At 41.6% G+C, this 13,040-nt stretch carries 9 protein-coding genes and 2 pseudogenes; 7 read left to right on the forward strand and 4 right to left on the reverse strand.

Going from position 1 to position 13,040, the window contains the following annotated elements; genetic code table 11:
* Positions 1-6: 6 nt before the first annotated feature.
* A complete protein-coding gene (locus E2N92_RS10575) occupies positions 7-1,716 on the forward strand; it encodes a UDP-N-acetylglucosamine 2-epimerase (protein WP_220681131.1) in 1,710 nt (569 codons plus the stop codon).
* Between the two features lie 250 nt (positions 1,717-1,966).
* On the opposite strand, the pseudogene E2N92_RS10580 reads toward E2N92_RS10575, so the two are convergent.
* The 3 genes and pseudogenes from E2N92_RS10580 to E2N92_RS13805 form a co-directional block, all read right to left on the reverse strand.
* Positions 1,967-3,093 (reverse strand): annotated as a pseudogene (locus E2N92_RS10580) (IS256 family transposase).
* Positions 3,094-3,160: 67 nt separating this feature from the next.
* The gene (locus tag E2N92_RS10585; RefSeq protein WP_220681132.1) at positions 3,161-3,547 is read right to left on the reverse strand and encodes a hypothetical protein; all 387 of its coding nucleotides are present in this window, start codon (positions 3,545-3,547) and stop codon (positions 3,161-3,163) included.
* A 302-nt stretch (positions 3,548-3,849) separates the two neighbouring features.
* Positions 3,850-4,110, reverse strand: coding sequence for a transposase (locus E2N92_RS13805; protein ID WP_220681133.1), 261 nt, complete (start codon positions 4,108-4,110; stop codon positions 3,850-3,852).
* A 230-nt stretch (positions 4,111-4,340) separates the two neighbouring features.
* Between E2N92_RS13805 and E2N92_RS10595 the strand changes: the two genes are divergently transcribed.
* Both E2N92_RS10595 and E2N92_RS10600 read left to right on the forward strand, forming a co-directional pair.
* Positions 4,341-6,011, forward strand: a complete 1,671-nt coding sequence (locus tag E2N92_RS10595; RefSeq protein ID WP_220681134.1) for a cytidylyltransferase domain-containing protein — start codon at positions 4,341-4,343, stop codon at positions 6,009-6,011.
* The gene (locus tag E2N92_RS10600) at positions 5,998-7,086 is read left to right on the forward strand and encodes an N-acetylneuraminate synthase family protein (protein WP_220681135.1); all 1,089 of its coding nucleotides are present in this window, start codon (positions 5,998-6,000) and stop codon (positions 7,084-7,086) included. Before E2N92_RS10595 ends, E2N92_RS10600 begins: the two co-directional genes overlap by 14 nt.
* A 140-nt stretch (positions 7,087-7,226) precedes the next feature.
* Here E2N92_RS10600 and E2N92_RS10605 read toward each other — a convergent pair.
* Positions 7,227-8,358 (reverse strand): IS630 family transposase gene (locus tag E2N92_RS10605; protein WP_220681136.1). Its coding sequence is split into 2 segments (ribosomal slippage): positions 7,227-7,926 and positions 7,925-8,358, totalling 1,134 coding nucleotides; the frame shifts between segments, so codons are not numbered across the junction.
* A 337-nt stretch (positions 8,359-8,695) separates the two neighbouring features.
* On the opposite strand from E2N92_RS10605, the gene E2N92_RS10610 reads away from it, so the two are divergent.
* The 4 genes and pseudogenes from E2N92_RS10610 (at position 8,696) to E2N92_RS10625 (ending at position 12,998) form a co-directional block, all read left to right on the forward strand.
* A complete protein-coding gene (locus E2N92_RS10610; protein ID WP_220681137.1) occupies positions 8,696-9,655 on the forward strand; it encodes an IS5 family transposase in 960 nt (319 codons plus the stop codon).
* Positions 9,585-9,801: pseudogene (locus E2N92_RS13810) on the forward strand (IS5/IS1182 family transposase); the annotation flags it as partial. The gene E2N92_RS10610 and the pseudogene E2N92_RS13810, both read left to right, overlap by 71 nt.
* 265 nt (positions 9,802-10,066) lie before the next feature.
* The gene (locus tag E2N92_RS10620; RefSeq protein ID WP_220681139.1) at positions 10,067-11,137 is read left to right on the forward strand and encodes a glycosyltransferase family 4 protein; all 1,071 of its coding nucleotides are present in this window, start codon (positions 10,067-10,069) and stop codon (positions 11,135-11,137) included.
* Between the two features lie 385 nt (positions 11,138-11,522).
* On the forward strand, positions 11,523-12,998 hold the full coding sequence (locus tag E2N92_RS10625; protein ID WP_220681140.1) for a hypothetical protein: 1,476 nt from the start codon (positions 11,523-11,525) through the stop codon (positions 12,996-12,998).
* Positions 12,999-13,040 lie beyond the last annotated feature (42 nt).

Here is a 13,040-nt window from a genome sequence, read left to right on the forward strand (position 1 = left end):
GTAAAAATGACCGATCTTACGAAGGGTGGGACTGTGATCAAGGCTACTGAATTCTTTCATGACATATTAAGGCACGAATTGGTACCTGGTAAGAATATGTGTGAACTGACAAGTTACAATGGGGTAGCATTCTGGTGGTTTGCAGATAAATTATTCTATAACACTGTTGTAAAATTGTCAAAAGGAAACTCCTTCAAATCGAGTTATTATAAAAAAGTCATCGCAATGTTCTATAGATCAGTTGGTATTTATGCCGATGCGATTTTTGATTCCGTGCTTACAGTAATTATACTAATATTCAACTTTATTGCGCACAATATTAATAAATCCAAAAGTGATCCAAAAAATAATATTACAATTGTGATGACAACTCAGGATAATAAATGGGGATATTTAGATGGTAACAGTTGTGTTATCTCGAGAAAATCGGATGTTTTTTTTAATTCGATTATTGGCAAATTGAAGGGGCAAGTAAAGATCGTTGGCACATATCCAATTAATACCACTAATATTTTTTCAAGTTTTAAAATATTTTTAGAGAAAATTTTCTTTTGGGATGTGAACTATTGCCCGTACAACATGTACTGGTCCATTGACGTTTGGAAAGAAGAGTATTTGGCATATAAGCACTTCAGCGATATCTGGGATAGCATCAAATTTGATACTATCTCTGATATGTGTAATAAATACGACCTTCCCGCAAACTACGTGCTAGATGAGTTAGATTTCTATTTTCACGTATTATTTCCTCTAGAAGCAAAATATATTGCGCTTATCAGGAGAATGATCAAACATGAGTGTCCTGATCTATTCCTTGTAATTAATGAATACGGTTGGAGAGAAAGACCTCTAATCGTTGCTGCTAACGTTGAGCGAATTCCGACCCTAGCAATACAGCATGGGGTGATTCATCCATTCCATAGAGGATATATTTACAATAAATACGAAATATCGGCTGAAGGTCAGGCATGTTCGCCATATTGCCCCATACCTGATATGACAACATTATATGGTGAATATCATAAGGATCTTCTCACAAAGAGTAGTTCCTATCCACCAGATCATGTTGTGGTTACAGGTCAACCAAGATATGATATATTACCTGTTTTAATGAAGGATATGCCATTAGAAGCAATAGCATCGAAGTACTGTCTGGATAGTAATTCTATATACATATTATGGACAACTCAGTGTCATGGCTTATCTATGGAAGAGAATATCTGTAATTTCAATACTGTTTTTTCTGCAATTGAAGGATTGGAAAACGTGAATCTTGTTATCAAGCAACATCCTGGAGAAGGTGACGAATATACCGATTTAATAAAAGAATATTTAAAAGATTATTCTATTAAAGTCAAGATCTGTCCTAGAGATTCGAATACATTCGAACTCCTATGTGCTTGTGATTTAGTTATTACAAAGTCTTCGACGACAGGATTGGAAGGTATTGCTCTTAATAAACCATTAATTATACTTAATTTAAGTGAAGATCCAGATACTGTCGATTATGTCGATCAGGGAGTTGCCATAGGTGTTTACGATGCTAGTGACCTAAAACGCGCAATAACACAGTTGTTGAACGATGATTCCATGCTCGCACAGAATAGAAAAAAGTTTATTAAAAGAAATTTGTACTCTGTGGATGGGCAGGCGACAGAAAGGGTTATTCGGTGTGCTATGAGCATGATAGAGAAGAAAATTCATGCTGATGGATAATCCTATGATCTTAGACCTATGTTGTCTTAGGAGCCACGCAATAATAACTTGAGCATAACCCCATTCATCCTGAAGCATAGTGAGAGGCTGCACGCCCTGATGAAAACGCCGATGAGGCCGCGTTCGGCCACAGGCGCAACCGATGAAAATCCCGAAGGGCGAAAACCGCTGGTATGTCACGTTTGGGAGCACGGCAATGGTAGTGTTTCAGATCTTCTGTAATTTGTCTGATCCCTGTCTCCTTGCTTGATCATTCCTTCTCCATCGTCAAATACCTTCTGCCGGTCACCCACTCCTCGTTGATGTCATCAAGATGGATCCTGCCAGTCTGAGGAGTGAACCTTCATTGGGAAATGCTCCTACGACTTTCGTTCTGCGTTTCAGTTCCTTGTTGATTCTTTCCATCATGTTCGTTGTTCGAATCCGTTTTGCATGTTGTTTCAGGAATACTGTGTAACTCATGAGTCCCGGCAGAAACCTCTCGATGGTATTCGCTGCTTTCCGATATCCTCGTTCGTTCAGATCATCTGCGACCTCCTGAAGTCTCCCTTCGTTCCCATATGCCTCCTTCAAACTCTCGGCAACTTCTTTCTGATGTTTCCTGGGAGTATTTCTCAAAACCGCGCGAGTACAGTGGACTGAACACATCTGCCATGATGCACCGAGGAAAGCAGTTTCTGCTGCTCTCTGGATCCCTGCATGACCATCTGAGACGATCAGTTTGACACCAGTTAATCCTCGTTCTTTGAGTTCCTCGAACAGACCGAACCAGAACTCCTCATTCTCACAGTCGGTGATTCTGGCTCCCAGGATTTCCCGATAACCGTCCACTCGCACGCCGGCGATCACCAGAAGAGCTTTGGTGATGTACCGGGGTCCATCTCGGATTTTGAAATAGGAGGCATCGACAAAGAGATAGGGAATTTCCTCTTCAATTGGTCTCTGGAGAAATGCATGGACCTGTTCGTTGAGGTTGTGTGCCATCCGAGAAACAGAAGAAGGAGAGAGTTGATCGATCCCCAGATGAGCAACGATTTCTTGGATCCGGCGAGTTGAAACACCCTGAAGATAGGATTCAGAGATCGCATTCACAAGAGCTTTCTCAACCCGAGAATAACGTCCAAATACCTGGGTTTCGAAGGGGAATTCACGGAACTGAGGTTTCTGGAGAACGAGATCGCCATAGCGAGTTTTCAGAGAGCAACTCTTGTATCCGTTTCGGTGCGCCTGCCGCACAGCAGTTCGTTCATACGGCTCGGCTCCAGCCTGCTGGAGCGCCTCCAGTAGCATCACTTCGTTGAGGAACGACGTGAGGAGGTTCTTCATACCATTCTCATTATCGGAAAGATAATTTTCGATAAAAAATAAAGAATTCATGCCCTGTTTCACCTTTCTGCAAATCTAGGTTGGAGGCAGAGCCTGATCAATTTTTACAGAAGATTCGTTACACTATCTCGACGATAATTGTTCGGTGTGTTCTTCTCTGTGGTCTGCAGTGTGTACGGAGAAGAGCATTGATCAACCCGACAAATCGTCTTTCATCGATCCTGCTGATGAAACGGTACACATCATCAGCTAAAAGAACCTGTTCGAGATGGGCAAAGGCTCGGAGTTCTTTGCGTTTGTTGAGTTCATCAATGACATACGTGATCTCAGAAGAGAAGAAGAAAGCAATCAGAAGGATTCGCAGAATCGAACCAGTGTTCTGAACGGAAATAGGACCTTGTTTTGCCATCTCCTGTTTTGAACGACGCGAAGTTGTCATCGAATGAACTTGATCAAGGAGAAGCCATTTTGTATCTTCACGATCGACAATGAGTGGGGATTTCATTTTTATCGCTAGATATGATGCCCCCTTTGAGTACGATCAATTTTACGATTTTAATCGATACAAAGAGAGGGGAGATTTTGGAGGGGGCTATCTATATGATAATTGCGACCTTTTGTCATTGACTTGCCACTAGGAAATGGGTCTTCAAGACAGAGTCGACAAAACTGGTCAGTTTTGTAGACACACAAATTCGCAGACACTCGATGGTGAAGCTTGATGCAAACCCCTATCTGGACAGGGATTACTTCCGTGCCAGGAGGGAGAAGTTGCGAAGGCAGACGCCATGGAATCAAACATGACTTTCATTTATTCCATATTGCCGCTCGAATCTCGGGTTGTGAGGTGCTTGAGCGGAGTGCGGTGAAAGTCGCACGCTCCGTTCTGAGAAGGGGGGAAGATGGTAACACCTTCTCCCTATTCGACGGATCGGACAACCCATACCACTGCTGTAGCACCAGCAGCCGGAGCATGAGGATAACGTCATAATATGGGCGACCACCGTTCCCGGCATCGTTCGAGTACAGGTCCGCTAGAAGAGGACGGAAGGCATCCCACTCGATCAAACCCTCACTCGATCAAACCCTGGATCTCGCCTAACCGGTCTCCCTGAGCGGCAAAAGAAGTACATTCGTGCCTAATAGCGGAATTGGCGAACGTAATCCTGAGAAAAGATCGATCGGAGGCGATAAAGTACTTTGGAATGGGGAGTTATTCGAAATCCTCATATATCGACTATGACTAATGAAGATTAGGATATTTGTGGGAGAGAGAACACATGCTTTCAGCGAAAAAAATGAAGATGATTGCCATTATTCCAGCAAGATGTGGCAGTAAAGGAATCCCAAGAAAGAATATCAAACTTCTCTCAGGCAAACCCCTGATCGCATACGTCATCGAAGCGGCCATGACCTCCCGATATATCGACAACGTAGTCGTCTCCACCGATGACGAGGCGATCGCTGAGATAGCCAGAATATATAGGGCTAAGATAATCATGAGGCCTCCAGCATTGGCCGAAGACCACATCCCACTAGATCCTGTGATATACCACGCGGTTACCGCTGTTGAAAGGAAGGAAAATATACAGTACGACTACGTTTTGACAATACAGCCGACCTCACCATTGCTACAAACAATTACTCTCGATAAGATGATTGAAAAGATGGTTGAGGGCGATTATGACACCATCATGAGCGTCAAAGCAGAGAACCATCTCTTCTGGATAAAAAAAGACGCTCAATTCTCTCCCCTCTACAAAGAAAGGAAAAATCGACAGTATCTAGACCCGATCTACCGAGAAACCGGGGCGGTTACGATCTCGATAAGGGCTGTCCTGACAGAGAACAACAGGATCGGGAAAAACATTTCATTATTTGAACTCCCCGACGAGGAAACCGTTGATATCGATGATTATCAGGATTGGGAGACTGCTGAAAGTCTACTCCGGCGGAGGAAAATCGTCTTCAGAGTTGACGGTGATCATGATATCGGGCTAGGTCACATCTACCGGGCACTTACGTTGGCAACCAGGTTAGTCTTCCACCATAACATCTACTTCGTCATGGACAGGTCGAGGGAGCTAGGAATCCAGAAAGTGCGCGAATATTACTATCCTATAAAACTGTTCTCCGATGATATCGAGATGTTTGAGACCTTGAATGAAATCAACCCAGACATTGTAATCAATGACATCCTCGACACCGACCCGGAGTATGTGCAGAAGTTACGCTCAAATGGGTACTTCGTTGTAAATTTTGAGGATCTGGGAGAAGGAGCTGAAGATGCTCACATTGTGATTAACGCCCTGTACGAGAACAGTTACCCCGCGAAGAACCACTATTATGGTTACAGATACGAGTGCCTAAGAGATGAATTCTATATTTTCCCTCAGAAGGAACCTGAGCCTGAGGCGAACACCTTATTGGTCACGTTTGGGGGAACCGACCCCAACGACCTGACCAGGAGAACCCTCCAAGCGCTCGAACAATTAGGCCTTAAAAATATCATGACCCGGGTCATCTTGGGGAAAGGGTACAGGCCAAAGGAGCAATTGTTTGAGTACGTATCTGGTCTCCGGAAAGACGGATTCCAGATCGATGTAAAGGAAAATGTCCGTCTCATGGCAAAAGAGATGAGTAAAGCGGACATCATGATTACGTCCAACGGAAGGACAATCTACGAAGTCGCGAGCTTGGGAACGCCATGCATCTCAATATCTCAGAACGAACGCGAGGCACGTCATCTCTTTGTTCATAACTCTCATGGCCCCCTCTACCTCGGGATCGCCTACACTGTTTCTGTCGATGACATTGCTTCGGCGATACTTAGGCTGATCGATGACTATCCGCTGAGGAAAGAGATGAGTCAAAAACTTCTGCAATTTGATCTTAAAGGGAATCTTGAGAGAGTCCTCAACCTTATTCTGAATAACTATTGGGAGTGGGAGAGACATGAAACCGATTGAGTTCGACCGGTACGTCATCAACGAGAGATCAAGACCGTTTGTGATCGCTGAGATCGGTGTCAATTACTATGACATCGCGCAAAAAGAGCAGAACGATCCTCTGGATGCGGCAAAGGAGATGATAGCCGCGGCAGCAGGTGCAGGAGCTGATGCAGTAAAGTTCCAGACCTATAAGGCCGAGAAACTGGCCTCTCGATACTCTCCTGCGTACTGGGATACCTCAAAAGAGAGGACGCAATCGCAGTATGAACTCTTCAAAAAATTTGATTCATTTGGAGAAGACGAATACCGCGAACTTGCACGTTTTTCCAGGGAACAGAAGGTGGTCTTTCTATCGACTCCATTTGACTCTGAGGCGGCGGATATACTGGACGAGCTGATGCCTCTTTTCAAAGTATCGTCCTCTGATATCACAAACACCCCCTTTATCCGGCATATCGCCCGAAAACAAAAACCTGCATTTCTCTCAACCGGAGCGTCGACTACCTCGGAGATCGATGAGGCGATAAAAACAATCGAGCAAGAGGGGAATAATAGGATAGTGGTCATGCACTGCATCCTGAATTACCCCACAGCCTACAAGGATGCCAACCTCGGTATGATCTCGCACCTGAAGGCATTATACCCTGAGTACCCTGTAGGGTACTCAGATCACACCCTCCCAGATCCTCAGATGTCAGTGCTCACAACCGCCGTCAGCCTGGGAGCACGGGTAATTGAAAAACATTTCACGCTAGACAAATCTCTTCCCGGAAACGACCATTATCATGCAATGGATCCAGAGGACCTGAAACGATTCATCCGGAATTTGGTGTTCATACAGGAGATAACCGGGGAGATGGAGAAGAGGCCTCTTGAGAGCGAAATGCCAGCCCGGCTGTATGCGCGCCGGAGCATTGTAGCAAAGAGAAAAATTCCCAAGGGAACTCTGATAACAGAAGATATGATCACGTTTAAGAGGCCCGGAACTGGTCTAAGTCCCAATGAAATTGGGCAGATTATAGGAAGGGAAGCGAAAAGGAGTATACTGGAAGATGAAATCATCGAAAGAGATTGTTTTGAACGCGACAGGTGACCACTTGGTCGTCTCTCAAATACCCTTTGAGGGGGATCTATACCAGAGGTCATCCCAATATTCTCCAGATCATGACAGCACATGCCAAGTGAATCAGTCCCAGGAATACAGGATGCCGATGAACAGACGCTAGTGTCCAGTCATTCCTCAAATGTCGGATACAGTCTCACCAACTTAATTCGGGCATCATCTTTTGTAAACCTCCACATCACACGCGCTATTTTGTTATTCCTGTATTCTTCCCATGCTTTTACCTCAGTTCGGAGACGATTGATATCCTTGATTCTTCGGTTCAGACATTGTCCATAAAGTACGCGCAATTCAATCTCTGCTATATTTAACCAACTTCCATGTTTTGGTGTATAAACAAATTCAAACCGATCCCAGAGTTCTTTTGCCTCTTCAGGGGGATATGTCTCATAAAATGATCCCGGTGCATGGGTGTTCAGATTATCCATCACCAGCGTGATTTTATCCGCATCACTATATTCTTCAGCAATTTCCTGGAGAAATCGCGCCCAATCCTGTTTTGTCCTCCGTTCGGTGATCTTTACCATCCGTTTCCCGGCAAGGGGTTCACATGCAAGAAAGATATTACACGTACCACAACGACGGTATTCAAAATCATATTTGGCCGTTTTCCCGGGCGAACAGGGAATAGGTTCTCTTGTTTCCCCGATGAGTTGCTTTGGGGATTCGTCCATGCAGATGATAGGATGTCGTGGATCCCAGGGACGTTTATACACATCCAGAACCTGTTCCATGTGGGCAATAAAGGTACTATTTTGTCCTGGAGGTATGATCCAACTCTCATTTCTCCAGGGTTTCAGTTCGTTTTTTTAAAACCTGACGAACAGATTTGTGTGAAATGGCATCAATGTACTCAAGTTCAACTGCTTTGTCAGCCAATAACCGCAGAGTCCAACGAACATGGCCTTCGGGGGGTTCATTGCAACTTAATGCAATCAACTTTGCCTCGAGATCACCGTCGATCTTTTTGGAATAAATTCGATCGGGTTTTCTCTTTGTCAACGCATCATCAAGGCCGTCGAAGACAAAACGCTTCTTTACTCGATCGATCTTCCGCATGCTGATGTTGAGAACACGAGAAAGGGATTCGTTTGTACAACGATAGGGCTGATAGTCACCTTCATCGCAACCAAGGAGAATCAGAGCGTTTAAAACGGTTTGAGATGAATGCTTACCTTTGGAGGCAATCGAGGAGAGATAAGCACGTTCATCCAACGTAAGGGTCACGATATATCGTGTCACTGAGGAAGAATTCTATTGTTTATTCTATATCATAGTTGCGACCTTTCGTCATTGACTCGACACTAGGGGCCACACTGGGGTCAGCCGATGTGTGGCTTAGAACCTATGAAAAATAGTCCCCTCCAGATCTCATGCCTCTGCAAGCCTCTGTAGTTCGGCCTTCTGGTTTTTTGGCTCTGTTGAATCGGGCATGAGTCGAGAGCACGCCTCAGGCATAGCGCATGAAATGTTTTTCATGGTAAACCCTTTCATAGAGTGATTCTTCTCTCACCTAAAGATCTATAAAAATCGCTGCTCCTTGTGTAAGTGACCAAACGAACACCAAGGAACAGCGATCATGTCTACGAACCGGTATATCAACCTTGTCAATATCATTTGTTCTGTACTCCGCTCCTCTCATTTACCTCTTTATTCCTGCAAATATTCCCGAAAAACGTATACTCAGCACCAACTGATGGCTATTCTTCTCTTCCGTGAAGCTCTTCATACCGATTATCGTGATAACGTTGCTCTCATCGATTTGATGGATAAAATCAAAGAAATCCTCCATCTGAGTCAGGTTCCTCATTACTCAACAATTCATAAGTTTATGGCTCGAATTCCCTCTCTTTTCTTCACGAGAATCCTAAACAAAACGCTGAAACGGTTTTATTCCTGGGGAGACATCATTCCAACAACTGCTGTTGACTCCTCGGGGTTCACCAGTTCATATGCCAGCCACTATTACTCCTGGCGGACAGGAAAGATGCGAAAGAACTTCCTGAAACCTTCGATCGCAGTTGATACGCACAAACAGGTGATCCTGTTTGGTAAAATCTCATTGAAACCAGTACATGACATTAAACACGCTGAAACATTGCTCAGACAGGCTCATAGAACCAGAAGGGCGGAGTGCTATGTTATGGATAAAGGCTATGACTCTGAGAACCTTCATTGCCAGATCAGAGAAAATATCGGCGCGGATTCACTGATACCAGTGAGAACATGGAAAGGGAAGATCTATTCGGGGAAATATAGACACAAAATGTATACGAACTTTGATTATGATCGATATCATGAAAGAAACAAAGTCGAAACAACGTTTTCAGTCATTAAAAGAAGATTAGGGGAAGAACTGAAGGCACGAAAATATTGGTATCAAAACAAGGAGATCAAGATCAAACTCATTCTATACAACCTCATGAAGGAGGCGAAAGCGCCAGGGATCGTTCTTCTCATAGGGTTTCAACAGAGCCGAAACAACATATTCAGTCATGAAAAGAAGATTAGGAGGCGATCTAAAAGCACGAAAATATAGGTATCAAATCAAGGAAATCAGGATCAAACTCATTCTTCATAACCTCATGAAGGAGGTGAAAGCGGCAGTGATTGATCTTCTTAGGAGGTTTTCAACAGAGCCGTTTTTCATACCACTCTCATTATCGGAAAGATAATCTTCGATAAACGATAAAAGATTCATGCCCTGTTCCACCTTTCTGCAAATCTAGGTTGGAGGCAGGGCCTGATCAATTTTTACAGAAGATTCGTTACACTATCTCTCCTCTCTTGAAAAAAAGCGATCAAGCAACGAGAAATTTTCATCGCGTATGCTTGAGGCGGGCGCTCGCCTCATGAAAAATTCAACAAGATATTATGATAAGAAGGCGCAACCAATTACAGGAAACTAAAGTTCACTAATTCCTAAACTTAAATGGAGGTAGATTCATCGATGGTCGCACAACGCCGCATAATAATGCACGCATTTGTTGATAATAGTGATTATAATGCTCAAAATCTTAATGCAAGAGAGATATGCTTGAGACTGGATCCTGAAAGGTTTCAAATAACATTATTTTATCAGGACGCACCCGATGAAAGATTGGCTGACAAAAATAACATTAATTTAATAAAAGTACCAAAAAATAGATATCTGGCATCCCTTGTTGTGCTGAAGCATCTACTTAGCCCTAAATACGATATTTATCTTAATGTGCGAGTATTCTTAGTGGATTACCTTTATCTTAAGGTGGCTAAGATTATGGCCCTTAAGAAAGTCACAATACACCATATTGAAAATACGTTGCCCTATCCCAATAAGAATAAGTATTATAATAAAATTGCCAAGTCAAATGCTTTAAATTGTGATTTTATCTTTTCTGTAAGTAAGTATGTTGCTGAAACTGCTCAGAGTGAATATGGTATAGTCACACCTGTTGTATATGTAGGAGTGGACACCAATGTATTTTTGCCGCTGATAGATGATAATAGGAGAAATGAAAACCAAGTTAAAATTCTATATGTTGGATCATTGCAAGAGCGAAAAAGACCCGATTATGTACTAAAAGCAGCGAAGGAATTTCCAGATGCAGTTTTTGAGATCGTTGGGACGGGGCCGCTTTTAGATAAACTGATTTATGAAAAAGAGAAAGAAAACATAAGAAATCTTAGCATAATAGGAGGGGTTTCAAAAGGGGAGTTAATAAATAAGTATCAAAACGCGGATATTTTCCTATTTCCATCATATCATGAAGGTTTTCCAAAGGTCACGCTAGAAGCAGCTTCTTGTGGATTACCAGTCATCGTTTTCAAGGATTACAAGCCAGAAACTTTAATTGATGGAGTAACAGGCTTCACAGTTGATAGTTACGAGGATATGCTTGAGAAGTTAGACGAATTAATTAAAAATCCAGATCTAAGGATTGAAATGGGAAAAATGGGAAGGAATTATGTACAAAAGTTTGATTGGAATGAGATTGTAAAGAGATGGGAAACGCATTTATCTACAATTCGATCTATCTGAATTTGTTAATTTTATCGGCGAGACGACGGGTGAAAACATATCAAATTTGTGTGATCGGTCCGATAAAACATAATTATTGCTAGATACTATGAAGACACATACTAATTGTTTGGAAAGAGTGTACTCAATTCTAGCTACATGTATGCTCATGCTAATTTCCTATAATGCAATATCGCTAATAAAATACACCCCAAATGGCTATTCCTTTACTATCTATGAACAAATTCCATTGGAGTACTGGTGTGGCCTTCTCTTTGTTTTCATTGTGGGAACGTCGCTCACACTACAAACGAAATCGTATAAGTTTAAAAAAATAGGCTTAGTTATTCTTCTGATTAATTTCGTTTCTGGCCTTAGTATTCCTTGTGGCTTAAACTATTTAATTATGGATAGATTAGATGGTTTAACGTATCTGGGTGAGGTCATTGGAATATATAATAATGGAAGTGTATCCGCAGGTAATATATATCCCGCAGGGAGCATATTTTGTGCAGTTTTACTGATAACTGTACATGAAAACCCATATCATATTATCAAGATAGTCCCAATTTTCTTTTCCCTTTTATTTATTAGTGGCATTTATCTTTATTCAAGATTTTTTTTAGACAAATTGAAACGGTACTTCGCCTTTGAATATATTTTAATGCCCATATTGGTCATATATTATTTGAGGAGTTATCATTTTTCCATATCACCTCATTACTTTTACTTCTCATTGCTACCGATGGCATTATATTTATTATTAGGTCTTTTTTTAGCTGATGATAGGACGTACCGTACACGACACTCTTGGATTATTGCCATATCAATCATCGTTGTAGAAATACCGCTTATGCATCCATTTATATATATACAGACATTGTATATATTAATCCTTGGGATATTGTATTTTTATTATTTACGGGCGAACAAGAATCAACTATTTATCTATCTATCCCTTATTGCGACTGTAGGCTTTATATTTTGGCTATTCCATAATTTCAAACTCTATGAGCAGTTGGAAAAGATATCTAATTCCATATCTGGACAAGCAAGGATGTCTACTCTTGCTCAGGGTACAAATGCTTTATCATCCGGTATTTTCAAAGTGGAGCCAATAGATTTGATACAGTTTATACTAATATCGTATGGGAGATATATCGTCCCGGTTATGATTATTAGTTTGACATATATCTTTGTGATTTCTAAATGTAATCACAATTCGTTGGTGTCACAATATAAAACGTTATTTTGTATATTTATAGCCTACTGTTTTTTTGACTTTGCTCTAGTCCTAAATCCATTTATACCCCATGTTTTCGAAAGATTGACTACACTAAATGTATTCATATATGGGCTTATTCCCCTTTTTACACTTTCATTAGGTGTTATGATTCGGAAACTTGGAACAAAAAGTGTCGTCTCCATAGTGATGATATTGGGAATTATTTTTGGTTTGTCCATCTTTGGGTTATCCAATTCCCCATTGACATTTAGGTCAAATACCGCCTCAACATACAATGAAGCGGAGGGATTACATTGGCTATTTTCTCATAAAAATAATGCAGTTATTATTGACACCACAAACCCCCAAAATGTATATCGTTACTGTGACTTTATGGGAGGAGGATTTGGAGCAAAAAGAGAGATGATATCCTATTCGCCACTACCTAAACACTTTGGCTATGATCAAATGGCGTCGTTAAATAAAACAAATGCATATATTACATCATTTGAATATTCAAAGATGTCTTATTCAAAGTCATCCATAAAAGTAAATGATATGAAAGATTACGATCTTAAAGACTATGAACGATTAGATATGGATTGCAAAGTTTCTAAAATATTTAATAGCCTTGATATTGACGTTTACCGAACTTAGTAAATCGCTGGATTTACTGAGCGATTTCTTATTCTCCTTTAT

The organism is Methanofollis formosanus (genome assembly GCF_019633745.1).
GTDB classification, from domain to species: Archaea; Halobacteriota; Methanomicrobia; order Methanomicrobiales; family Methanofollaceae; genus Methanofollis; species Methanofollis formosanus.

Excerpts from the sequence above, each read along its gene's own strand:
- E2N92_RS10575 (WP_220681131.1), top strand. The coding sequence starts at position 7 with ATGACCGATCTTACGAAGGGTGGGACTGTGATCAAGGCTACTGAATTC.
- E2N92_RS10585 (WP_220681132.1), bottom strand. The coding sequence starts at position 3,547 with ATGAAATCCCCACTCATTGTCGATCGTGAAGATACAAAATGGCTTCTC.
- E2N92_RS10595 (WP_220681134.1), top strand. The coding sequence starts at position 4,341 with ATGAAGATGATTGCCATTATTCCAGCAAGATGTGGCAGTAAAGGAATC.
- E2N92_RS10600 (WP_220681135.1), top strand. The coding sequence starts at position 5,998 with ATGAAACCGATTGAGTTCGACCGGTACGTCATCAACGAGAGATCAAGA.
- E2N92_RS10610 (WP_220681137.1), top strand. The coding sequence starts at position 8,696 with ATGTCTACGAACCGGTATATCAACCTTGTCAATATCATTTGTTCTGTA.
- E2N92_RS10620 (WP_220681139.1), top strand. The coding sequence starts at position 10,067 with ATGGTCGCACAACGCCGCATAATAATGCACGCATTTGTTGATAATAGT.
- E2N92_RS10625 (WP_220681140.1), top strand. The coding sequence starts at position 11,523 with ATGGATAGATTAGATGGTTTAACGTATCTGGGTGAGGTCATTGGAATA.